This is a genomic window from Acetobacter fabarum, assembly GCF_011516925.1.
In the GTDB taxonomy this organism is placed as follows: Bacteria; Pseudomonadota; Alphaproteobacteria; order Acetobacterales; family Acetobacteraceae; genus Acetobacter; species Acetobacter fabarum.
This window is the reverse complement of record NZ_WOTG01000003.1, coordinates 223,836-246,849: the sequence shown is the minus strand read 5'-3', so window position 1 is coordinate 246,849 and position 23,014 is coordinate 223,836. Positions and strand designations below refer to the sequence as shown.

General features: G+C 51.5%; 22 protein-coding genes and 1 pseudogene. 9 read left to right on the top strand and 14 right to left on the bottom strand.

Going from position 1 to position 23,014, the window contains the following annotated elements; genetic code table 11:
• Window positions 1–6: 6 nt before the first annotated feature.
• On the top strand, window positions 7–393 hold the full coding sequence (locus GOB83_RS06865; protein ID WP_165925619.1) for a hypothetical protein: 387 nt from the start codon (window positions 7–9) through the stop codon (window positions 391–393).
• Window positions 394–454: 61 nt separating this feature from the next.
• Here GOB83_RS06865 and GOB83_RS06860 read toward each other — a convergent pair whose 3' ends face one another.
• Together GOB83_RS06860 and GOB83_RS06855 are read right to left on the bottom strand one after the other, a co-directional pair.
• Window positions 455–1,630, bottom strand: a complete 1,176-nt coding sequence (locus tag GOB83_RS06860) for a Fic family protein (RefSeq protein ID WP_264802632.1) — start codon at window positions 1,628–1,630, stop codon at window positions 455–457.
• A gap of 179 nt (window positions 1,631–1,809) precedes the next feature.
• Window positions 1,810–2,127, bottom strand: a complete 318-nt coding sequence (locus GOB83_RS06855) for a helix-turn-helix transcriptional regulator (RefSeq protein ID WP_086657952.1) — start codon at window positions 2,125–2,127, stop codon at window positions 1,810–1,812.
• Window positions 2,128–2,373: 246 nt separating this feature from the next.
• Between GOB83_RS06855 and GOB83_RS06850 the strand changes: the two genes are divergently transcribed.
• Window positions 2,374–2,934: a recombinase family protein gene (locus GOB83_RS06850; RefSeq protein ID WP_165925618.1), complete on the top strand. Its 561-nt coding sequence runs from the start codon at window positions 2,374–2,376 to the stop codon at window positions 2,932–2,934.
• Between the two features lie 57 nt (window positions 2,935–2,991).
• Here GOB83_RS06850 and GOB83_RS06845 read toward each other — a convergent pair whose 3' ends face one another.
• From GOB83_RS06845 to GOB83_RS06830, 4 genes are all read right to left on the bottom strand, one after another.
• Window positions 2,992–3,315, bottom strand: coding sequence for a hypothetical protein (locus GOB83_RS06845; RefSeq protein ID WP_165925617.1), 324 nt, complete (start codon window positions 3,313–3,315; stop codon window positions 2,992–2,994).
• 32 nt (window positions 3,316–3,347) lie between these two features.
• Window positions 3,348–3,929 carry a hypothetical protein gene (locus tag GOB83_RS06840; RefSeq protein WP_165925616.1) on the bottom strand — a complete coding sequence of 194 codons (582 nt, stop codon included), beginning with the start codon at window positions 3,927–3,929 and terminating at the stop codon, window positions 3,348–3,350.
• Between the two features lie 63 nt (window positions 3,930–3,992).
• Complete coding sequence (locus tag GOB83_RS06835; protein ID WP_165925615.1) at window positions 3,993–4,307, bottom strand: hypothetical protein; 315 nt, start codon at window positions 4,305–4,307, stop codon at window positions 3,993–3,995.
• A 51-nt stretch (window positions 4,308–4,358) separates the two neighbouring features.
• Window positions 4,359–4,724, bottom strand: coding sequence for a hypothetical protein (locus GOB83_RS06830; protein ID WP_165925614.1), 366 nt, complete (start codon window positions 4,722–4,724; stop codon window positions 4,359–4,361).
• Window positions 4,725–4,856: 132 nt separating this feature from the next.
• Between GOB83_RS06830 and GOB83_RS06825 the strand changes: the two genes are divergently transcribed.
• Both GOB83_RS06825 and GOB83_RS14930 read left to right on the top strand, forming a co-directional pair.
• A complete protein-coding gene (locus tag GOB83_RS06825) occupies window positions 4,857–5,417 on the top strand; it encodes a recombinase family protein (RefSeq protein WP_242005760.1) in 561 nt (186 codons plus the stop codon).
• A gap of 249 nt (window positions 5,418–5,666) precedes the next feature.
• A pseudogene (locus GOB83_RS14930) lies at window positions 5,667–5,951 on the top strand (cation:proton antiporter); the annotation flags it as partial.
• Here the strand turns inward: GOB83_RS14930 and GOB83_RS06815 are convergent.
• The gene (locus GOB83_RS06815; RefSeq protein WP_165925612.1) at window positions 5,931–6,317 is read right to left on the bottom strand and encodes a MobC family plasmid mobilization relaxosome protein; all 387 of its coding nucleotides are present in this window, start codon (window positions 6,315–6,317) and stop codon (window positions 5,931–5,933) included. The pseudogene GOB83_RS14930 and the gene GOB83_RS06815 overlap by 21 nt on opposite strands.
• A 178-nt stretch (window positions 6,318–6,495) precedes the next feature.
• Window positions 6,496–8,103, bottom strand: coding sequence for a DUF6538 domain-containing protein (locus GOB83_RS06810; protein ID WP_165925611.1), 1,608 nt, complete (start codon window positions 8,101–8,103; stop codon window positions 6,496–6,498).
• Between the two features lie 577 nt (window positions 8,104–8,680).
• Here GOB83_RS06810 and GOB83_RS06805 point away from each other — a divergent pair.
• From GOB83_RS06805 to GOB83_RS06795, 3 genes are all read left to right on the top strand, one after another.
• Window positions 8,681–10,057 (top strand): phospholipase effector Tle1 domain-containing protein, encoded by a 1,377-nt coding sequence (locus GOB83_RS06805; RefSeq protein ID WP_165925610.1) that lies wholly within the window; start codon window positions 8,681–8,683, stop codon window positions 10,055–10,057.
• Window positions 10,058–10,519: 462 nt separating this feature from the next.
• The gene (locus tag GOB83_RS06800; RefSeq protein WP_165925609.1) at window positions 10,520–11,518 is read left to right on the top strand and encodes an AAA family ATPase; all 999 of its coding nucleotides are present in this window, start codon (window positions 10,520–10,522) and stop codon (window positions 11,516–11,518) included.
• Window positions 11,490–14,006, top strand: a complete 2,517-nt coding sequence (locus GOB83_RS06795) for a S8 family peptidase (RefSeq protein ID WP_165925608.1) — start codon at window positions 11,490–11,492, stop codon at window positions 14,004–14,006. The genes GOB83_RS06800 and GOB83_RS06795 overlap by 29 nt, the downstream gene beginning before the upstream one ends.
• A gap of 259 nt (window positions 14,007–14,265) precedes the next feature.
• Here GOB83_RS06795 and GOB83_RS06790 read toward each other — a convergent pair whose 3' ends face one another.
• Window positions 14,266–14,526, bottom strand: coding sequence for a type II toxin-antitoxin system RelB/DinJ family antitoxin (locus GOB83_RS06790; RefSeq protein WP_165925607.1), 261 nt, complete (start codon window positions 14,524–14,526; stop codon window positions 14,266–14,268).
• 383 nt (window positions 14,527–14,909) lie between these two features.
• Here GOB83_RS06790 and GOB83_RS06785 point away from each other — a divergent pair, with 383 nt between their 5' ends.
• Window positions 14,910–16,370: a hypothetical protein gene (locus tag GOB83_RS06785; RefSeq protein WP_165925606.1), complete on the top strand. Its 1,461-nt coding sequence runs from the start codon at window positions 14,910–14,912 to the stop codon at window positions 16,368–16,370.
• 230 nt (window positions 16,371–16,600) lie between these two features.
• Here GOB83_RS06785 and GOB83_RS06780 read toward each other — a convergent pair whose 3' ends face one another.
• The 4 genes from GOB83_RS06780 to GOB83_RS06765 all read right to left on the bottom strand — a co-directional run bounded on the left by GOB83_RS06780 (window position 16,601) and on the right by GOB83_RS06765 (window position 18,963).
• Window positions 16,601–17,221 (bottom strand): hypothetical protein, encoded by a 621-nt coding sequence (locus tag GOB83_RS06780; RefSeq protein ID WP_165925605.1) that lies wholly within the window; start codon window positions 17,219–17,221, stop codon window positions 16,601–16,603.
• Window positions 17,222–17,234: 13 nt separating this feature from the next.
• Complete coding sequence (locus tag GOB83_RS06775; protein ID WP_165925604.1) at window positions 17,235–18,002, bottom strand: nucleotide-binding protein; 768 nt, start codon at window positions 18,000–18,002, stop codon at window positions 17,235–17,237.
• Between the two features lie 123 nt (window positions 18,003–18,125).
• Window positions 18,126–18,509 carry a hypothetical protein gene (locus GOB83_RS06770; protein WP_165925603.1) on the bottom strand — a complete coding sequence of 128 codons (384 nt, stop codon included), beginning with the start codon at window positions 18,507–18,509 and terminating at the stop codon, window positions 18,126–18,128.
• Window positions 18,499–18,963, bottom strand: coding sequence for a hypothetical protein (locus tag GOB83_RS06765; RefSeq protein ID WP_165925602.1), 465 nt, complete (start codon window positions 18,961–18,963; stop codon window positions 18,499–18,501). The genes GOB83_RS06770 and GOB83_RS06765 overlap by 11 nt, the downstream gene beginning before the upstream one ends.
• On the opposite strand from GOB83_RS06765, the gene mobF reads away from it, so the two are divergent.
• Entirely contained in the window at window positions 18,962–22,003 is a 3,042-nt protein-coding gene (gene mobF, locus GOB83_RS06760) for a MobF family relaxase (RefSeq protein WP_165925601.1), read from the top strand. The two genes, GOB83_RS06765 and mobF, sit on opposite strands and share 2 nt — an antisense overlap.
• Before the next feature lie 15 nt (window positions 22,004–22,018).
• On the opposite strand, the gene GOB83_RS06755 is transcribed toward mobF, so the two are convergent.
• Window positions 22,019–22,810: a hypothetical protein gene (locus tag GOB83_RS06755; RefSeq protein WP_206752410.1), complete on the bottom strand. Its 792-nt coding sequence runs from the start codon at window positions 22,808–22,810 to the stop codon at window positions 22,019–22,021.
• Between the last annotated feature and the right edge of the window lie 204 nt (window positions 22,811–23,014).

Below are 23,014 nucleotides of genomic sequence, written 5' to 3'. Positions count from 1 at the left end.
TGTGGAATGTCGTTTACAAAAAAAGACCGAAATTTTCGCGTAGATGAAGGAAATAAATTTCCACTAGATCCGTCTGCTGATACGGAAGCGGCTTTTGCAAACATTATTGCGGACGCGCTCAGACGCGATTTTGGAAACACACCAGCACACATAAAACATATCGCTCGATTAACAGGAGCAAATTTACGAACAGTGGGCAATTGGTTGAGTGCCCGCAATGGTCCTAGCGGTGCAAGTCTTGTCGTTTTGATGCGCCATTCTGATGAGGTCACGAAGGCAGTACTGGAATTGTCAGAACGCTTCGACTTGTGGAGTTCTATGTCCGAAACGAAAAGTAAGAAAGAACTCTACCGAGCCGTAATTGAGTTTATGAAATATATTCCAAAACAATAAAAATATAATAGTCCATTTCATGAAAGCCGTTCTTTTATATGAAAGAACGGCTTTTTAAAATTTAAGTTCTTTCCCCGAATGGTCTATTGATGATCGCCATAACCTCGGGGGCAGAAAATATCCGGTTTCTGGCATATCCGGTGCGTTCCACCAAAATGCCAGCGGCCTCTAACTGTTCCAGCGCTGTCTTGGTTGCAGGAGCAGAAATGTCTAGAATTTTCCCAAGTCGTGTCGCTGTAATGACAGGACAATCAATTAGAACATCCAATGCTCTCAGCGCTGCGGAGTTCTTTCTGTAGGAGCGTCTGTTCAGCCACTCCGTTTTCAGCGCCTTGGTTGCACTCCTGACAGCTTTGAACTCCTGCACAGTTCCAATAATGGCCTGTGACATGAAGGCAATCAGGGGGAGCCAGTTCAGTTTCTGCTGCGCCTGTTTCAGCGCGTCATAATAATCCTGTTTGTACGCTTCAATGTAGGAAGAGAGATAGAGAGGTGGCTCTTGTTCCGCTGCCAGCATCATAGGAATCAGAAGTCTGCCAACCCGTCCATTGCCGTCCCTGAATGGGTGGACAGCTTCAAAATGGGCATGGGCGATAGCAACTCGCGTGATGAGTGATTGTGTCATCATCTGCATGCCATCTCCCGCCATATAATCCAGTGTGTTTTGAAGACATTGGAGCACCCGGTCAGGTGGGGGCGGGTTGTAGGTGGAATAGGCGATGTTATGTCTGCTGCCACCAATCCAGACTACGGTCGTCCGTAATGCTCCGGGAGTGCCGATATAGGATATGTCATGCCTCATGACTTCCTGATGCAATGCCAGCACGGTGTCGAGTGTGAAAACGGTTCTGCCGGATGCAGCGGCCTGAGGCAGGAATTTTTCAAGGGCCAACGCATAATCCCTGACCTGACGCGTTTCCTGCGTGGCCTGTTCATCGTCTTCATCAACGATCAGCAGTTCATCCAGGGTGCTGTGGGTGCCTTCCATTGCAGAACTGCTGACGGCCTCCCTGCTGCGGAGGGTTCTGCTAATGAGATAGGGATCAGTTGACGCCCGTGCCCATTCTGCAATTTGCCCCAGAGAAGCCATCGCCTGGGAGTGCAAGGCTGTGATGTCGTCCAGATATACCCCACTTTCAGGTGGAGCAGGTGGGACAACGCCATAATGGCTCTCATAAGGGGGAGGCAGGCGGCTCAGACACTCTCTGATGCCTCCCATTAAATCCTGACGGTTCACGGCGAAAACCTTAAACATGGGAGGGTAGTATGATCCATATTTAAGGTTTTTATCACAAGCCTAATTTTATGGCTATCGCCACGTACTTTATTTAAGCTTTCTGTCAAAGGTGAAGACAGGATGATGCCATGCATTATATTGGTTGAGCATGCGGAATAAGCAGAGAATGAACTATATGGTTACCGGAAAGCGCCGGGGCTGAGTTCGTGCTGAAGGTCAGGGGCATGCTGTTCCATATCTGACATAAGCGCTGGGTGTTCATTGCTGTTGAGCCTGACGCCCGGCCCCAGATTGCCTTCCTCACCAATAAAGAGGATTCCTGCTGCCTCCAGTGTATGCCGGATTGCTTTGAGTGTTCTGTGATGGGGCGAGCGTGTGCCGGTCTCAAAGTCAGCCAGTGTTCTGGAACCCACTTCAGCGAGCTGCGCTAGGTCTTTCTGGGAAAGGCCAAGCATGGCGCGGGCAGCACGACACTGCGAAGCCAGCAGAATGGACATGAAAACGAACCTTTGGAAAATACGGTGGCACCTTCGTATTTACTACCATGCTGCGTAAAAATGGCAATTTAAGTGAGAAAGTCAGGGCAAATTCTGTTCCGAATTTTGAGGGATACACTTCAATAATATACATAAATAATATCGTATGGAACCAAATATGTTTACACATAATGATGATAATGATAGATGACGCTCTCAGGCATGCTGTTTAGGTGAGCCTGTTGGGTCATTGTCGAAAGCAGCCATATGGCACGTTATGGATATGCAAGGGTTTCAACTGACGCACAGGTGAATGATCCTCAGATTTTCGCGCTTCAGAGTGAAGGGGTGGAAACAATTGTCACAGAGGTGATTTCCGGCTCCGTTCCGGCCCGTGTCCGTCCTCAGCTTTCGGAACTTCTGGGCAAACTGAAACGGGGGGATAGCCTCGTGATTGCACGGCTTGACCGTCTTGGACGGGATACTGTGGATGTCTTGAATTTGCTACGAGTGCTGGATGAAGACGGTATTCGGGTACGAATACTGAATATCGGCGCAGAAACTGGTACGCCCAACGGGCGCATGTTCTTAACAATTCTCATGGCGATTGCAGAATTTGAACGTGAACTGATCCGGGAGCGAACACGCGCCGGGCTGGCTGCAATCCGGGCGTCAGGAAAAAAACTCGGGCGTCCAGGCTGCCTGACAAAGCGACAGCAGAGTCATATTCGTGACTTATCGGAAAATGGTATGTCCTTGCGGGAGATCGCGGCAATTTTTAAAGTCAGTAAATCAACCGTCCATCGTGTTGTCAGGATAGCTCAATAGTGCGTGAAGAACTGACTTCTGGACGGTAGAATTGGTTTGGACGTCCAGAATGTTTTCCTATGGATCTTTACCCGTCTGGCTTTGAAAATGCGACTCAATCTTGTCAGAAGGCATTATAATCGTGCGTTTTTGACTATCATATTTTTTTATCTCCATTTTCCATTTGTGGCGTTGCCATGCGCCATAAGCACAGCCTGCCATTGCTTCCAGGACTGCGTGACCAGAGTGCATGAAGTGACCTGCCACGGCCCCCGCAGCGCCATCAGCAATACATCCGTGAGGGCGGGCAGAGGGTGTGACTTGTCCGCTGGTCTGCGCCAAGGATTGCTGAGGGGCTAATGATATGATCAGAAAAAACAATGAAAAAAAACGCTTTTCCATAAATGCAATTCCCTACAAGACTTGTTTTATTGTCATGATATGGAGGAAATGAAATCAGGATTTTTAAGAAGTTCCTGCGTGAACAGTCTGTATTCCTGAGTAATCGGAGCAAGTCGTCTTGCCATTTTAATGATTAACGGTATGAAAAATAGGAGGCTTATGCCAAGAGTGGGAATGGCTAATGTCCATATGATTATACTCATATATGACTCTGATGCTGATGCATTCAGGTCTTTAAAGCTACTTTTCCCATTGAATGCATCATCATAAAATGTGAGGCTGTCCGTATTATGATTATAGAAAAGAAGATATTTTCCGTTTTCGACGCCTTCTGATGCGCCCCAGATAAGGGTGACACGTTGTCCTTCACGGCATCGGATGTTCGCATCGCTCATTTCCCGTTCATGACCGCTCGGTGATACAATCCAGAAATTCTGATGTTGTTCTGTAGACGATCTGATCTGTGGGGCATTAATTTGTCCGCCATAGACAGGATGGATATAACCACCGCCACCATCGGATTTTAAATTGGTGGATGTCCATTTCTGGAGGCTGTAAACATCGCCGCTAATTCCATGAAACCATACAGGAGAACCATCAATGGTGAATTTCATGATATTCCTCACTAAGGATCAAATGTTTATTTGATGGAACCCTGTGGATTAAAATAAGAATTTCTATTCTGGAACTCTAATCCATTTACCGTTGTTTTTTGCAAATCTTAACTCAGCATTATCTACAAAATTACCTTGTTGAATTTTCAACTGGCAGATGTAAGCGACATTGCCTTTTCTACATTTTCTTTCGAGAATACTGATTTTATTGGGTGGCTGTTCGTTTGCTCCCTGTTGAGCGTCATTTTGAAATTCCTGACTAAGAACTGTTTCAATTTCTTTTATTGAAGGTTCTTCGTCTCCACAGGCGGAAAGGAAAAGGAAGGGTATCAATATAAATAAAGAAGACTTTGGTTTTGATGGATAATATAGCGACATCACATGATCTCTGAGCCGTGGAATTTAAAATCAGAATTATCGTTCGGGAGTTTAAAGAGAAGGTGCAGGCTGCTCATGTGCGAGGCTCCACTTGCCATCCTCATGATGTATGACCCGTAGGGTATTTTCATGAGGCTCATCATTAAGAGTGAAGCTGACGGTGCAATCGAAAGCTGAATCGAAGTTTTTCAGGGCTTCACAGCTTTGCTTAACAATTTTAATGGCTTCGACATCTACTCTGGTCTGTCGACGATTGCCGCCAAATAACATGTTGAAGCCACTGGGCTGGCTGAGTAGATCGGCTTCGAGTTGAGCCATTTCGCCCTGACTGGGCGTTCTACCAGAACAGGCGGAGAGCATAAGAGGTAAAGCCAGAAGAGCCAAGTGTAAGAGACGAGAAGGAGAACTTTCGAGCATTTTTCTGCACCAAGAAGTTACATGATATCGGTGTCAAAATCCGTCGTTTTTGGGACAAAAGGCTTCCGAAGCACAAATAGAGTAAAATGGCGTCTCAAAAACGTGTCCCGTTTACATAAGGAGACACAAACGATGGCGCGTTATGGTTACGCTCGTATTTCAACGGATGAACAGAGCCATGATCCTCAGATTCTTGAGTTGAGGCGGGAGGGACTTGAGGAGATCATCACTGATACTGTTTCAGGTCGGATTCCTGCGGTAGAGCGTCCTGGACTTTCTGGTCTACTGAACCGGCTGGGGCAGGGGGATAGTATGGTAGTGGCACGTCTGGATCGGCTTGGACGTGATACCGTCGATGTCATGGGATTGGTCAGGAGCCTTACAGAGAGCGGCGTTCGTGTGCGAATATTGAATATTGGGATTGAGACTGGCACGCCTAATGGTCAGTTGTTTTTGACCATCCTTGCAGGCTTTGCCCAGTTTGAGCGGGAGATTATCCGGGAGCGGACGCGAGCGGGCTTGGAAGCCGCGCGTCAGGCTGGAAAACGATTGGGGAGGTGCCCTATCCTGACGTCCCGTCAAAAAAAGCATGCCTGTGAATTGAAGCAGGCCGGGAGATCACTGGCAGAAATTGCAAAAATTTTTCGGGTCAGTCGGAGCACGGTCTGGCGCACGGTTCAGTGCGGGGTATAGCGTGCCAAAAAGCAGGTTTTAGGGACAGTAGCGACGTCGTCTGTTCGAGGCAGCTTGACAAGCTTCCAGAAACGACCGTTTTTCGGACACTAAACGTTGTTGAGAGCATGTCGGTTGCGTTGGGGTTGATTGTTTAATGTCGGCTTACGCCTCCATCTCGGACATGGAAGACCAGTCAGGCTATCTCCGGTAGCAGACCATCGCCGGTTTTTCTTGACGTAAGGGACAGGAGCAGCCAGCGGTGAAGGTATGGATACGATCAGCCTCCTCGCTCTGCTTCTGACCCTCTCGGCAGGGTTCAGCATTCTCAATCACCACACGTTTCGCCTTCCTGTGACGATTGGCGTTCTGGTCTTCTCATTGCTGGTTTCCCTGCTGGTCATGATCCTGAATCCATTAATACCGGCCTATGACCTTCAGGCTCTCCCACGGTCTGTGCTCGGAGCGATCAATCTCCCCACGGCCCTTCTAAATGGCGCGCTGTCCCTGCTTCTGTTTGCCGGGGCCAGGCAATCAATGCAGGGTTACAGTCGTGTCGCACATGCGACGGGCTGTTCTTCTGGAAGACTTTTTGCGAGATCGTGACAGAATGAGGTCGAGGTGATGGATCAGGGTTTCGATCTCGCCCAGCACAGACTCGCAATGGACGGCATCGCCACAATTGGCCGAGTGAGCAAGCTGATTGAGATTGTTGCCAACGCGTGAAAGCTGGGTGCGTAGTCTGCGGAGTTCGTCCGAAACGGGCGGACCATCATCATCCGAGAACTCAGCGGAAGCCAGTAAGGAGCGTATCCAGTCAGACGTGGTCACATGTCCCTGACTGCGCGCGATATGGCTCCAAAGTGTGAGTTCGCTGGGTGATGCACGGACGGAAAGGCGAGAAGTTCGAGATGCAGGCATAACTGGTTTTCCTTCTAAAGAGGGGGTTAACGGGGGAGATTTCTCCCCCTTACCAGCTTGTCGAATTCTACCCTTGGGTAGCCATTTGACACTGCTGGCTCCCTGTAAGGGTAACCTATCGAGATGCCTGATTTCCGAACTTTCTTTTTATGCAAACGAGACTGTCACCATAAGCCTTTCAGAAGGGCATGATGCATTCTGGCGGATAGGTCAGGGCTTCAATCACCTGCCGAAGATTGGCAACGTCAATCCCGCTGGTGTAGTTCATTGTTCCCTGTGATTTATGGGATGCTTCATGTCCCAGAACAGTGTCGATCCACAGTTCCCGAATATGCGCTTCTTGATTTCGAAGTTTCGTGCTGACGGTATGGCGGAAGGAATGAAACGTCACATCTTCCGGGATGCCAATGCGCTTTTTATGCTTCGAGAAAGCCCGAGCAAAATTGTCCCCGCGCTCACCTGTCGATGAAACCGTGAGGTCAGGGAACAGGTAGTGCTCCCCGGTATCTCTGAGCAGGTCGATCCCTTCCATGGCGAGCAGATGCGAGTGAATGGGAATGATCCGTGTGCCTGCCGACGTCTTTGGTGACCAGTTATCTTCCGGGTGAGAGCGCACGTGAAAGCACGGAACCCCTTCAATAATTTCTATATCCTGTTTCCTCAGATTGCAGATTTCGCCCAGACGCATCCCCGTGAACATGCCAACACTGATGATCCCCGCCCATGTGGCTCGGGAAACCGATGTGCCATTCCATGGGGTATGGGCAAGCCGTGTCAATTCATCATCTGTCCAGCCTCTCCGTACGATCTTCTTTGTGATGTTGAAATCCCATCCAGCCCATGGATTCCGGTCAGCCATCTCGCGTTGCACAAGATGCATCCAAAGAGCGGACAGACGGGAGAAATGATTTTTCACAGTCTTTCCGCTGACTGTTTCCTGCCCACGTTCGCGGGCCTGCGCGACGGCTTCACGGATGGGAAGGCCGGTTCTTCCTTTGCCATGTGTTGCCGGGAGATCAGAGAGCAGGTCGAAAAATTCACCAGCAACCGTGCCCGTGATCTGCTTCACCGGCATGTCCCCGAAGGCTTCAATGAAGAGGGTCACGGTTTTGCGCGTGGCTTTCTTGGTATCTTCGCTCTTGTCTTTGTCAGCAAAGACAAATTTTTCTGCCATGACGGAAAGAGGCGGAGAGGTCGGTTTGCGGGCTTGGGGCCGTTCATTCTCAACCGGGCTTCCGGCTGGTGCCTCCGTCAAACCAGCAGGGCGATGTTTGCCCAGATCGACAATCAGGGTGGAAAGGCTTTTGATCTGTTCGCGCAGCATGTCCTTTTCTTTTTTGCTTACTGCGCTGTCCGTAAAGACTTTCTGCATCATGCTCTGAAGCCGTGCTTCCAGTGCCTTGAGTGAGTCTGTGGCAAAAGAGATGAAAGAGCCTTCCTTCTGCGCCTGATCCATCAGGGTCATGGCGTGATCGGCTTGCAGGGCGCGTTTTTCGGCCCGGAAGGCATCATCGGCAAGGGTGAGTAGTTCTTCCTGTTCCGCGATGATTTTACCCTGTTCAGTCAGCAGGGCAATCAGTTCTTCACGGGACAGGTCAGTCTCCATCGTCTTTGCCTTCTCAAAAAGTGCGCCGGTTCGGGCGTAAAGGGCTGCTGCCCGTTCGCGGGCCACCAGCTTACTCTGAGTCTGCAAGGAGAGAGAAATTTCGGTTCGGCCCAGTCTGGCCTGAACGGCAACGGGCACAGCCCGGCGGAAATGGTAGTGAGAGCCGATAAGGCGGAGCATCTGCGTTTCCCAGTCTGGGAAGACAAACGGGAAAATCCCGCAGACCCGTCACATTCTCATTTTACTGTTATATTTCAATAGGTTAGTGGTGCGAACTGCGGGACTCGAACCCGCACATTGTAGTCGCCCATAGGCTTTTACCCAGGGAAATTCCCCTTTGTTTTGTGTAGTCAAATGTCTACGCCAAACATTATGGGAAAGGCAAATGTGGGTTCAGGATTAGGTCGATATGGAGAGAGACTCTTCAAGTCTCTCTTTGAAATTGGGTGGCGGATTTCTTAGGAGAAAACCGAAGGTCTGTTACTGGTTGGAGTCATCTCACAACAACTAGTGAGATGAATATCGGATACAAACTCTAGGAACGTCATCATTATCTTTAAGTCGATCGTTGCAGTAGCCTTGAAGGGGTAATCGATTTATGAAAAGTTATAGCTTGCTGTTGCATATCGATTGTAGGCGAGAAAGGATGGATGCTCGATGGTATTTAAATGGTCTCGTTATTGACTTATATTAAAATAGCTAAAGAATTTATTTAAATGATGCGTAAATTGTCGACAAATTCAAGGATAAAATGGAAATGAAACGTTTGGTTTTCTGCTTCGATGGTACTTGGAATACCTTGAATGAGTATACACCGACCAATGTCGTGCTGACAGCTGCTAGTATTCAAAGAATTACCGCTGACGGTGTCACTCAGATCATTCATTATGACGAAGGTGTCGGCACGGGCGCCGATGAACACTGGACGGGAGGAATGTTTGGTTCGGGACTGATCGAACACGTCCGTGCAGCGTATCGCTTTTTAATTTTCAACTATGATCCAGGAGATGAAATATATGTCTTCGGTTTCTCTCGTGGTGCCTTCAGTGCTCGGTCTTTTATTGGCTTTATCAGGCATGTGGGGCCGCTTCGTCGGCTACATGCAGGGCGCATAGATCAAGCTCTTGAACTCTATCGCCATCGACTTGATGAAAAGGATGGTTTTGAGGAAAATCTTCGACGATTTCGCGCGGATTACTCTAGTGATGTTTGCGTCGATCAAGAAGATGACGATTGGCGGTGTGCTAATATTGCGACTTATACAGCTGGTACTGCGCCGATTATGTCGATCCAGTATCTAGGTGTATGGGATACAGTGTCAGCTCTTGGGTTGCCGGAAAACCTTCCCTTTAGTAAAATACTGAATAAAAATAAGCGCTTTCATGATGTAGCGCTTGATGACTTCGTCAAGAATGCGCGGCATGCAGTTGCCTTAGACGAACGTAGAAAACTTTTCCCTTCTGTGCCTCTTGGGGAAGTAACTCATTTCAACCGAAGACGTGGGTTTAACGATGAAAACCCAAAGGCACCCTATCAAGAGCGATGGTTTCCTGGCGTTCATGGTTCAGTTGGAGGTGGCGGTGATATCAGGGGTTTGTCAGATGATGCGCTCGCTTGGGTTCTCAAGGGGGCAAAAGAGGCAGGTCTTCATTTGGATACTGCCCTAGGTACTCGGATTGACGGCTTTCATCCAAACTGGCTTGCACCAATTAATAACGTCAAGAATCCGACTTGGAGTCCAACTCAGGTGATCAAAACGGATCGTGCGGGTCCTGATCATGTATGGCAGATGTCGGTTAGTGCTGTTCGTCGCTGGCAAGCCCCAGCTTCTCAGTTTCCAGACGGTAAGACGTATCGGCCCAAAAGCCTTGAGAGGGTTAAGAGTGAACTGGCGATGCTTACACCATGGGTGTTTGTTGCCCCGACTGATTTGATCGAAACAATTGTCGTGAAAAGCGGGGATACCTTGAGTGCTTATGCAGAAAAATATTATGGGGATGCTGAGCTTTATCCAATTATCTTCGAAGCTAATAAGGATGTAATGGAAACGGCTGATGATTTATTCGCTGGGCAAACGATTCGAATTCCGAAAAAGCCACTTTCTGTGCTTTCAAATTCGAGTATTGTTTCGTGACGTTGTGTCGATTAGGAAAAGATCGGTAGATGCAGGGAAGTAATTAGCCGGTTATCGGGAAGGAATGAAGGCAAGCAGCCACTCGCAACGCTCATGTTTATAACGGCTACCGATCTGATCTCAGTTGTTTAGACCAACTGTTGCGGACATCTGCGCCTGACATAATTGCCGATAAGGCGTCTACATGTCGACTGGTCAGTCATGTGCTTCTCGTGTCAAGCATCATAACATTTGCACACGGCTCCCAAAAGAAAATTGGCAAGTATTGAGTGTTTCAGATTATTTGAAATGGCTGGAGGCGGTGGTTAGCTGCCCGATGGCGCTACCTAGAAAAACATGGCAACCGAACGGGAAACCTCTCAAGGTGAAAAATACGGATTTGTCCGTCACATCCCGTGACGTTTCTGGCGCATTATGATACCATCACGAACAACATCAAGCGAAAAAGGACGGAAAAAGGGTTTGGCGAGAAGTGATCTTCTCCTGTCGATCGTGCGGGCGGGTGTAACCGGCGATCAGGCCGCGTTACGATCATCGGTCGAAGCTGTAGTTGCCGACGAACGGAACAAGAACCATAATGTTCTGGCCGACCGGCTTCAGCGTGCCTTGAACACTGTGACAGTTGCATCGCCGGTACGCGCGGTCTCAAGTAGTCATGCTGGGCGTGATTCCATCCTTGAAACTGAGCCGCGTCAGCGGCTTGAAGATCTAATCGTTCCGCTACCGGTGACGCATCAGATCGGGCAATTGATCGAGGAGCAGCACCGTGCTGATCTGCTGCGTGCCCACGGCCTACAGCCTCGGAATAGGGTATTGCTGTCTGGGCCTCCTGGGAATGGCAAGACATCAATCGCCGAGGCAATTGCAGAAGCACTCGCTGTCCAGTTCTTCACCGTGCGCTATGATGCGCTGGTTGGTTCCTATCTCGGCGAAACTAACATGCGGCTCGCACGACTGTTCGACTATGCGCGTACTGTGCCTTGTGTGCTGTTCTTCGATGAATTTGATTCGATCGGCAAGGAGCGTGGCGATATCCATGAAACGGGCGAGATTAAGCGTGTTGTCTCCTTCCTTCTCATGCAGATTGATCAGTTGCCCAGTTATGTCGTGACGGTCGCGGCGACCAACCATGCAGAATTGCTCGATCGTGCAGTCTGGCGCCGCTTCCAACTCCGTTTGTCGCTGCCGCGTCCGTCGCGCGATGCACTGGCAATCTTCCTTGATAGGCAATTCGCCCAGTGGCCCGAAGAGCCAGGGATGCGTCCTGAAACAGTGGCGATGAAACTTGGCTCAATCAGCTATGCCGAAGCATTGGAGTTGTGCCAGACAATCCGGCGACAGCATATTCTTTCCCTTGGTGCACGCAACCTTCGTGACATCCTGCGGGAACAGATTGATTTCTGGTCGACACGCGTGAGGATAGACGAAGTAGATGCCAAACAAACCCTTTCTTCGTCTTAACGATCCCAGAGATACTTCCCGTCGATCCAGTGGTGGAGGCAGCAGCCAGAAACGCTCTTTCAGCCGGGTCGACCAAGTCGCAGCTTATGGTCCGGTGTTTCGTAACCTGCGCAATGTCCTTGATGCTGATAATCCCGCTCTCGTGCTCCACGCCGATCCCAATGCGCTCGCACCTGAGCGTCTGTTGGTTTTGGAAGTCACCGGCTCCATCCAGAATTTCACGGCCGCGGTTGGGCGCATAACCGGCCTGGAATTTACTGGCGAGGAAGAACTCGCCGCCGATGAGTTTGATAATAATCCCGAATTATATTTGCTTGTGCCGCAACTCGCCGCGCTACGAGAACTCGTGTCGCTGTGGGAGAGATGGGAAAGGACTGGCACCGTTCCTTACGGCTATGCGGCGTGGCGCGACATCTTCCTGCACCTCAGGGCGATCCGTCCCTGGGGGCCAGGGGACCGCGTATCACCCCAGAACCGCGCTTATTTCGAGGCAGTGGTGGACGGTGCGCCTGACGATTTTCCGGTTCGGGTCGAAATTGAATTGGTTTTCCGTCAGGCTGAGACGGATCGTGTTGCGGTCGAAAGGACGATTACCGCAGCGATAGTGGCGGCAGGTGGTGCTGTGATTGACCGTGCCATACATCCCGCTTTTGCGTATCACGCGGTGCTGGCTGATATTCCCGCTAGTGAAATTCGGCGCATCGCCGCACTCGATCCTCATTCGCTCGCGGGTACCGATCCTGTTGCAGTGATCGTACCCCAAAGCATCGGTACACCAATTGAAACCGGCGATAGCGACGCCCTGACTACTGTGCCATTCCCACCAGAGGTAGGGGAACCGATAGCCGCCGTCTTTGACGCAGTGCCGATCCAAGCGCATCCGCTACTCGCCGGACGACTTTTAGTCGATGATCCCGCAGACCTTGAAGCCAAAGCTGTTGGAGCGCGTATTCATGGCACCGCCATGGCGTCGCTAGCGGTGCATGGCGACCTCAATGATTCTCCATCCCCGATCAGTCGGCGTGTTTACTTCCGCCCGGTGATGTACGCGCCCGCTTTCGGCGATGAACTGTTTGACGACGACCGGCTTGTGATCGACGTGATTGTCGAGGCAGTTATGCAGATGCGGGTAGGCGGCGGATCGCAGGTTTTTATTGTCAATCTATCACTGGGGGACCGCACCCGCCCGTTCGCGGGTAAAATTTCCACTTGGGGTCGTGCGCTCGACTATCTGTCTTATAATTATGGCATCCTCTTTCTGGTCAGCGCTGGCAATATCGGCGAACCAATCACGGTGGAAGGTTATGCCAATGCAGCAGCCTTCCACGCAGCCCCTCCGCTTGATCGCAATAAGGCAGTGTTGCGTGCGCTCGATAGCCTGAAGGCCGAACGACGTCTGCTCGCCCCGGCTGATAGTCTCAACGCGCTCACCATTGGAGCTTGGCATCGAGATGCTATCGTCGTCCCGTTCGCCGGGGGAAGTCCGTTCATGCCCTATTCCGGTCAGGAGATGCCCAATCTTTCTTCACGGTTGGGATTGGGTTATCGTCGCAGCACTAAACCCGATATATTGGTCGCAGGCGGTCGTCAGCCCGTACGCTTCGATCCGAGTGCGCCTCCGCTGACCCTATTCAGTCACCCCAATCCTAGTCGCTTTTGGGGGCTGAAGGTAGCTTCCCCTGACAGTGATGCGGCTACTGGCACCCATTTCACGATTGGCACTAGTGGCGCTAACGCTCTTGCTACGCACACCGCGCATCGTATATTTGATGGGCTGGAACGTGCATATCCGCAATTGATTGGACAAATGCCGTCCGGCGAACGTGCTGCGCTTGTCAAGGCCATGCTCGTGCATTGCGCCTCTTGGCGTGATGCCGAGCATTTCATTCGGCCCATTGTTGATCCCCATGGCACGATGCATCATGAGCATTGGCGTCGTGAGGTCTGTCGGTATCTCGGCTATGGTTTCATGGATCCTGACGATGCTGTCGCCTGTACTGATGACCGTGCGACCTTATGGGCAACGGGTAAGCTTGAGCCCGAAGGTGCGATTGCCTTCGATGTTCCGGTTCCGGCGTTGTTAGGTGCACAGGCGGATCATCGTGAGGTGCGGGTCACGCTCGCTTGGATTGCGCCAGTCCGGCCTGGGTATCTCACTTATCGTGCTGTCAAGCTTAAGATCGCGGCACTGGGGCAGGATGCACTGAACAGCGTTGGTATTACCACTACCACAGGGCAACCATCGAACAGCCAGTCCGAGGGCGGCACCATTGTTCATCGCCGTTGGTGCGGTGCGAAGATCGGTGATCTTGCCATTGGTCCCACCATTCCGCTCCAGATTCAACGGGAAAAAGATCAGGGGGTGCCGATCGATGAGGCGGTGACTTTCGGTCTCGCCGTTACGATCGAAATGCCCGGTGCAGCGCAGATCTACACGGAAGTTCGCAACCATATTCTGCTCCAGCCACAGGTGCCGATCGTGGTATGAGAATCCTCGATTCTTCTTCATCTCTTTGTAGGCTAGGCATCAGGCAGACGAGATGGACGTTACTACAGTGATTTGGAAGGACAAAAGAATCTTGTTTTCTGATTTTTCACCTAATCGCAATATCGGTGGGTTATACATCTGGTGTGCATGAAAACAGAGGGTTTTTCGAACCTCCAATTTTACCAGCTACTTTCCAAATTCCCGTCGAGCGCATCCCATTCTCTCAATGCCCTCTCATCGAATTCAAGCGAATACTCTTTCATTCGCGATGACGGCTCTTCACCTCTGCAAAAGTCATACGGTGTTTTGAGGCAGGGTTTTTGAGGCGTTCACGAACAATTTCGAGGAGGTGGGCATCCTCATCCGTGACAAGCTGACGTTTAACGGGGGACCGGCCGGTTTCTGCGATGTAGGCCAGGGTATCGCGCAATGCATCAGAAAGAGAGATGCCTTGCGCCGATAGTTTCTCAACGGCAGCCGCCTTCAGCGTTTCATCTACCCGAAATGTAACAGCAGACATGGAAGATCTCCCTTATTTGTATGAACATATGTATTACATACGTTCATACAAATGAAGTGTAATCGTATCGGCGGGTAAGCGTCTGTTAAAATCTGATCGACGATCAAAACTGCCTCCTCATGCTTTGGAAGGCGTTAAACAGTGCTCACGATTATGTGATTCCCTGTCCTGTCGTGCGTCCATGATTGGAGGCAGAGCATTCAGGACTTGTCAGGAGGTATTCTTGATTTGGCTTGACCTGATTTTGTCTTCAGAACCATGACGATAGCCTTAATTGTTATCAAGAACAAAACATGAAATCGCCAATTTCCTACGCTATGATCCTTCCATAAGGCCTTGGATATGTCAGGCCCGTGTAATGGAACTCTCTCAGGAGGTGGATCATGGTCTCTTTTCGGAAACGATGCGCGACATTTGCGGAATTGGCAGCCCCATGGACGGGACGCAAAACCGGTATGGATCATGACTTGCGTGAACGCCTCCGTAATATGGATGCCCGTCCTCTCCGTCTTATGAAAGAAGCAGGTCTTGCGACCCATACGAAGACAGAGGAGATAGATCGTGTGTGCGAAGTGACCTTGGCGGTTGAACATCTGCCGGGCATTCGTCTGCGTCGCACGTTGCTCATTCCTTCGCAGGCCTATGGTATCCGGCGGCAGTTAGCAGACGATCTTTTGTATTTTCATACGCTCACCTTCCCGAAAAAACGCCGTGCTCCAAAAAACGGGGATGACAAGAGTTCTTCGAGAGGACTTGTCCCTGTCATACCGCTTTGCGTCGGTACATTTACCTCAAAAGTGCATATTGGCGTTTATGGTGACCTGAAAAAAGAGATGAAGAAATTAAGGGCTCGTATCAGCCGAATGCTCTATTGGTATAAAAACAGTGCTTATGTGCAATTTGGATTTCAAATTCATTTGCTCATGAATGACTTTGCTTTCGCCCGCTGTTCCAAACGAGATGTTAAGGTCAATGGGCATGTGAATTTTTTCTATACTCTAAACACACCGATGCCCAAGGAGATCTGGACAGAGTTTTGTCAGATCGTAAGGAAAAAATTTCAGCTCGGTTTCTATATTGATGGTCCTGTCCGCTCTCATAGCGACACCATGGATTACATGGCCAAGCTGTATAAGGCAGAGCGGACAAAGCCAGATGAAATTCTCTTTTCTGACCTGAGTGATGAAGCGGCAATCTGGTTTCTTGAAGAACTGAATGGAATGCGGAACATAACTCCCAAAGAGGGTTTTTCTGCCTTTCGGAAAGGGCTCAAAACACAGGGGGAGAAGGTGGTCCGGAAGAAAGCCGTTCCAACGCCCATGAACCCTAGCCCTGGTCATGAGTTGGTCAGAACCAAGAAATTGACTTCGCGCATCCTGTCTGGTGCGGATGGCTCTCCCTTTCCGAAGGGAAGCGTACCGAAGGAAAGCGTAGGACCGGGTGAGAAAAAAGCGCCGGTTGAAAATATGATTGTGGCTCGGGAACGCCCTTCACCGACTGCAGTCGGTATCTGGCAGCCCCATACGCTGGTCAAGAATTTCACCCTGACGCCTGTAACAGAACAGGGAAAGCGTAACCTCGGTCTTCTCCGACGCCATCACCTGCAGGCCTTGGGATGGGCTCAGAAGAACGGCTGGTTTGGGCGGCCATCGGGCGCTTTGGCGCGTCTCTTTGCGCCTCGGCATAATCCTGACGTTAGAACCAGCTTTATGTATGCTAACTCTCCTCGGCTGAGGACAGACCGTGTTGATGACGGGGTTTTAGGAGGTGCGCTCTGGCTAGAAATCATGGCGGCTGAGGTGGCCATGCGTGCCAAACAGGGTGATGTGAGGCGTCATATCTGAAAACGCCCCTGTCTTATTCCAGTCCTATGCGCGTCTATACCATTTGATCAGCGTCCAGAGGGGTCTCAGCCTTTTGGATGATGACTGGCTTCGTCTTTTAGAAAAACTGATACGGTCTGCGCGCAGGAGAGGTTTGTCTGCCAGAATGAGGGGGCAGGCCGCATCTGGGGGAGCAATAAAAAAGGGGAGGCGTAAAGCGCTCCCCTCAGGGCTTTGGTTTCGTGAGGTTCTTAATCGCGGTCTTTCCTCCAGCGACGCACCTCGTCAAGGGGAGGCAGCACCAGAAGGGCTCTGATCAGGCGGTTTCTAATCGTCCAGCCAATGAGAAGACGCAGGATCACAAACAGCATTGGACCTGCGGCCAAAAGCGCCCACGGGTCGTAAGACGCCAGCCAGACGGATAGTGTGTCATACGTGCCGGCAGAACCGCCTTCCCAGAGTTTTGCCAACCAGACTCCCAGCCCGACCAAAACCGGCCCTATGCCCCACTGTGTGATCATGAGGTGTTGCTCTTTCACGCATGTCTGTCGTTCCAGACTGTCTTCGAGGCAGGTGGCAATCGTTTGTGCCAGGGTCTGGGCCAGTTCAGCCTGTCGGGCGGCAAGACGGGCCTGAGCGCTTGCCTCTGTCTGAGACTGGGCGGTTTCAAAAGCGCGGAGGACTTTGGTCGTCGCCTGTTCCAGATCGGCAGAGAGCGCGTTCAGGGTTGTTTTAGTGTATTCTGTGACCAAGAGGCGCACGACTTCCGGATCATCCGGGCTCAGGCCCAGATCCCCCAGAGTGGCCCAGACACATTTGCGGTCTTTGGGAGACATCTTCAGGGCCTTGGCCGTATCGTCAAAAATCGTCATGGCTGCCTCCTCCTCATTCCAGACCAAGAAAGGTTGCTGCCGGGGTTAGACCTTTATGAAAGTCGCGCAGAAAGCGAGAGACGGCACTCCGTTCTGTAATGGTCAGGTCCGGGTGCTTCAGACATTGAGCATATCGAAGGTTCAGGGCGTTGACCTTGGCGCGGGTGGCCGCGTGGAGACCGGGCATGGTGATTTCCACACCGCCCGCAGAGAGGAGGCGCTCTCGCGCTTTACCGTAACGGCGTTGCCCTGAGACCTCATGACCATACCAGTATGGGAAGTCATTGCGCAGGTCGCGGCTTTCCCGGAGATTGAGAACGGCGACATGGTCGACCAGATCTGTGCCGAAGGTTTCCAGATACTGGCCGACGGATTGGGCACTCTCGATCTCATGATCCAGAAGATGCACAAGGGTAAGACGGACATGGTTTCCCGTCAGGGCGGTCAGAAACCCTTCGACGCTTTTACCATCGCCGGTATCAATGATCTTCGAAATTTCAAACCGTGATCCCCCCGGCAGATCATGCAGAATGACGGCCTTGTCGGTATCAACGGAATTGAGAAGCGTGTCGCGTTCTCTCTCCTGCCTCAGGTCGTAAAACAGAACACCCAGATCCTGATAGGTGCGGGCCAGACCACCCACCTGACCATCAGCGTCAAAGAGGGAGGCCTGTATTTTTCGGGTGTGATAAGTATCGACCAGAAGGCGGGCAAAGGTTGTTTTCCCAACGCCGCCTTTGCCAGAAACGATCAGCACGAGGCGTTTGACAGCCTGTTTCATAAACCTATGTCCTTTTGATTGGGATGGCTTCAGTGCCTTCCCAATCAAGAGTGTAGGGTCGTCTTATGAAAAACTCAGATCGTGACAGGGGTGATGAGACGACACTGGGAGGTCGAGATGACCTCAGGCGTCCAGAAGTGGCGGTGGCTGGGAGATAAAGCCGCGCATGGAAGGCGATGGAGGAGACGGTGTCGCGGAATCCACTTTGGGTGTGCGCGGTGGTTTTGGCTTTATGGTTCGTTTTTCCCGACCAATTTTCTTCATGTAGGTAGAGAGTGTTCCGGGGCTGAGGGTGATGCCCCGTGTTTTGAGCGTGGTGCAGATTTCCATATCTGACCAGCCATCGGCCTTCATCCTGAGAAGGGTTGGATAAATCTGTGTGATGACACCAAAGGCTGTGGCCGGTTTTCTGGCGGCACGCTCTTTGCGTTCGTTTTCCAGATCGGCAATCAGATCTTCAATCGTGCCAGCCATTGTAACTGAAGAAATCTTGTCTTTACGGGGCATGAGTATCCCTCCTGTGATGCACCAGAGTTTCAGGGAACAGGGTGTCATAGAATAAAAGAGCATCTTCTTTTTCCATGACCTGACAGGATCCTGATACGCAGAGTGTATCCGCCCTCATTGCGACCTTCATATCTTCGAAGACATGGTCTGGTTTCAGACAGTCCTTTGTATTGTTCCCGTTCCCTTTAGAAATTAGCAACACACCACGCATCTTCGATGCTTTTAGGAAGAGACGGTGCATATTTTCCGGCAGGAAAGAGCCGTTTGTTTCGCGGAATCCATTGTGAAGGATCGTCAGGCATTTCAGATAGTTTTGCGGAGGATTCCGAGCATTATGTGGAATTCTTTTGAGCTTTCTGCCGGTCTTCCTGATGTGGCCTGAGAGGAACAGGTGATCCTTTTCAGGCGGCGCTATCCTGATCAGACAAGTAGTCTTCTCAGGACATAAAAGCATGTTTACCTGCACGCCCTTATCGGATGTCGAATATTATATTGACGCAGTGAATGAGGATCTCACGGCGCAAAGCGTTTTGACAGGGAAGGGGGAACGTCTTGCGCGTGCTCCTCGGAAACGTGGTGATTGGTCAGGACGGGATCGGGCTGCCTATTATCTGGATAATGGCACCGGTGAAAAACCTGGCATCTGGTGGACCACGGTTTGTAAACTTCCTGGACAAAGCCTTCCATTTGTCGAGCAAAAGGCAGAGGTCAGTCCATCTGATTTCAGGGCATTGGCGAGGGGATACGATCCGTTGACGGGGCAGGCTCTAGTTCAGAGCAAAGGGCAACGTCGTGTGGGGTATGATCTGCAATTTGCGGCCCCCAAATCAGTATCGGTTTTGTGGGCCATGGGAACAGAGAGCCAACGTAATCGTATTGAGGCCGCGCAAGAAAAGGCCGTTTTTGCGGCACTTGAGTATGCCTTTACAACAGGCCTGATTGTTACACGCAGGGGTCATAATGGCAGTCAGAGAGAAACGCCCGCCGAATTAATGGCGGGGACATTTCTGCACACCACCAGTCGTGCGGGGGATCCCCAAATCCATACGCATGCCGTGTTGATGAATGTGTGTCGCCGTAAAGATGGCTCAACCGGCACGCTTGATAATCGGGAACTGCTTTTGCACCAACAGGAAATGGGCGCCGTCTATCGTTTGGCATTGAGTGAGGCGCTGGAGCGGGATCTTGGTCTGACAACACTCAAGGATGGTCGGAATTTCCGTGTGGCCGGTGTGGCGCCCAGTGTGGAGGAGCGTTTCTCAAAGAGACGGGCGGCGATTGAACAGGAAGCGCATCATAGAGGGATACAGACAGCCCATCATAGGGAAGCGGCTGAACATATTTCCCGGAACACGCGCGGGGCCAAGTCAGACCTGCCCTCACGGGCCGTTTTGCGGACGCGGTGGGAACGGGAAGTCCGGGAGGAGGGATGGACACCAGAGGCTCTATGGGAGTGTGCTTTGGCCGCGACAGACTTGGAAGAGGTTCCATCACAGGGTCCCCAAACGGTATTTACCTGCGCCCTTGAGGAACTGACCCAGACAGACGCCGTGTTTGAAGATCGCCATCTGATCGGCACAGTTTTGGAACACTGTCAGGGACGCAGGCGGACGTTGGCACAGGCGTTGGAAGAAGCCCATGCGGCCCGTTGGTCGGAGTATCTGATTGAGGTGACGGGGAACGCTCTCTCCCAGACCAGAAACCTGCATTACGCCACACCAGAGGTGATCAATGCGGAACGTGCGCTTGTGCGTCTTGCCACCAATTGTCGCGATGAACGGGTCTTTGTGTCACGAGACAGACTGGAAGGCGTTCTGGCAAAGAGAGAAACCCTTTCAGAGGAACAGGCCGATCTGGTGCGCCATGCTCTGAACCGCGATGGGGTGAGTGTCGTTGAAGGATCCGCTGGCACTGGGAAATCCTACAGTCTGGGAACAGCGGCAGCCGTGGCACGGGAGGCGGGCTGCCGGGTCTGGGTAACAGCGCCTTCCCATCAAGCGGCCTCTGTCATTGCGCAGGATACGCAAACACCCTCGGCACAGGCTGCTGTGCTGCGGAGTTTTCTGAATCGTCTGAAAGATCCTGATCATGCGCAGGCCATAACATTAGCGCGCCATGATGTGGTGATCCTTGATGAGGGCGGCATGGTTGGCACCATGGAAATGGCGGAGCTTCTTGAGGTGACGTCCAAAGCGGGAGCCAAGGTCATTGTGGCGGGGGACACACGGCAACTCAAACCGGTGGCTCCCGGATCTCCTATGCGGTTATTGGCGGAGACACTGGGGACACAAAGACTGGAAGCCATCAGGCGCCAGAAAGAGATGTGGCAAAGACAGGCCAGTCAGGCTTTGGCCGCCGGGCAGGTCGAACAGGCGGTAAGGTCTTATGACGCCCATGGTCGCATCATCGTAGGGGAAGGCGAGGCGTTGCAGCAGACATTGGTTGATGCGGTCTGTCAGGATGTCAGTGAAAACCCCAATGATACACGGCTGGTTCTGGCCCGCACTCATGCTGAAGTGAAAGCCCTTAATCAGGCGTTACGTTCTCCGCTGATCAGTAAGGGGGACCATGCTGGCGCGTGTGAGATTACCGTTGAGGCAACAGCGCGTGGACGCAAATCCGTCGTCGAAGCCTTGCCTCTGGTTGCTGGTGATCGGCTCATCTTTGGAGAAACCCTAAAGGCCGGGGCGCATCTGGTGCGCAATAATGATCTGGCAACGGTGAAGGAGGCGTATCGGGACCCTGATGGAGAACCGGTTCTCTGTCTTGTTTTTGACCGCGGTTTTGAGGTGACGACACGTTGGGCAGATTTGATCCCTGTTGGCCACCATTCCAAGGGGCACAAAGAAGAACGTCCGATTAAGGTGCAACATGCCTATGCGGTGACACTTCATTCTGCCCAAGGGGCCAGTGTGGATCAGGCCTTTGTCTTCAATCGTGCGGGGTTAGATCGGGAACTGCTTTATGTGGCCATGACGCGGCATCGTCAGGGCTGCACACTCTATACCGATACGGCGCGCATGGCGCTTCTTTATCAAAAGAACCAGATCCGGCGTGACGGGGTGGTTGTGGATATTGATGGCGCAGGTCGGTTGGAGGCGCCTGATGCGCTGGATCAGGAGGACGAACAAACGCAGACCCTGACACCAGAAATGGCCATCAGGCAGATTATTCTGGAAGGACAGCAGTCTTCAGGAAAACAGAATGCGGCTGATTTCGTGGTGAACCGGCAGGCATGGGCCGAGGCGCGTTCGGCTGAAGAGGCCGTGGCGCATGAGATCAGGACGCGGACGATCGCGTCAGAGGCCGTATTTGCCCAACCAAGACAAGATCCCTCTTTTCTGCCGCAAATTTCCAGGTCTTTTGCAAAACAGAGATCTGATGGAGTGTCACATCGTGTGTCTGCACAGGACCAAAGACAAGAAGAGGTGTGGAAGAAGGAAGCGATAAAAGAAACGCGGCCTCAAGGGCCGCGTCATGAACCAGGGTGGTAATATGGGGTGGTGTTATCACCACCGGGGCCTTGGAGAACGAGAACGGACTTGTTTGGGGCCTGGTCCTTTGCTGGTTGTTATTCTGCCACTGCTTCCCAGAGGGGGGCGTGTGAAATGTGTCGGCGGAGTCGTGAAGGGCTGGAAATAGCAGTGGGGAATTGTGTCCAGAATGCTGAAAAGACGATTTTCGATCTCCCCTGTTCTGTCGAGGAAACCTTTGGAGCGCTCTGCAACATGATAAGCATCCGGCAGGTTTTCCATGACAGAAAACAGGACATTGGCCAAAAGGAACGACAAACGCCCGATCCTGTTGTCTCCGATGTCTGTTGCGCGGGCAAAAGCATCCAGCAGATCTTCCCAGTTTGGGACCTCCTCGGGTCGTTCTCCCAGAAACGCCATAAGGGTCATCGTATTAGGAAGGGCCGGCAGGATCCGGTCGACATCAACCTGTGCCCGATAGGTATGAAGCGCACCAGGGCGTGCGCCCATGAACAGGCGGGCGGCGATCATGGCGATGAAGATGTTTTCACCGTTCTGATCAAGGGTTTTTGAAGCCCATTGGAGGATTTTGGTTTCATGGACGGTCAGGATGTTCTGCTCATCCTTAAAGTCGAGGGCGGTGTGGGGGTGGTTGAGGGAGACCAGACTGGCACCTGAGAGACTTGTGAGAGGTTGGATCAGCAGTGTGTTTTCTGGATCCGGACGCAATGCTTCCAGATTGCCCAGAAGCTTGCGGACAGGTCTGTCGTCAAGGGTGATGAAGAGCAGATCATTCAGGAACGCGTTTTCGGCAGCCTGTGTCTGCATGGCCTGAAGGGTCTGCTGTGTTGTGACAGACAGGCGCAAGTCGTAACCATTCCAGTTTGGGTAAGTATTAGACATGATATAGGCTTCCTTAAAACGTTATACACTCCTTGAGTCTAAGAGATGTGCGGTTGGATCTCATTTTTCGTGCAAATTTTTTCTGTCAAAAAAATTGTTCAGAGAAAATAATTTTTCAGAAAATGGCGG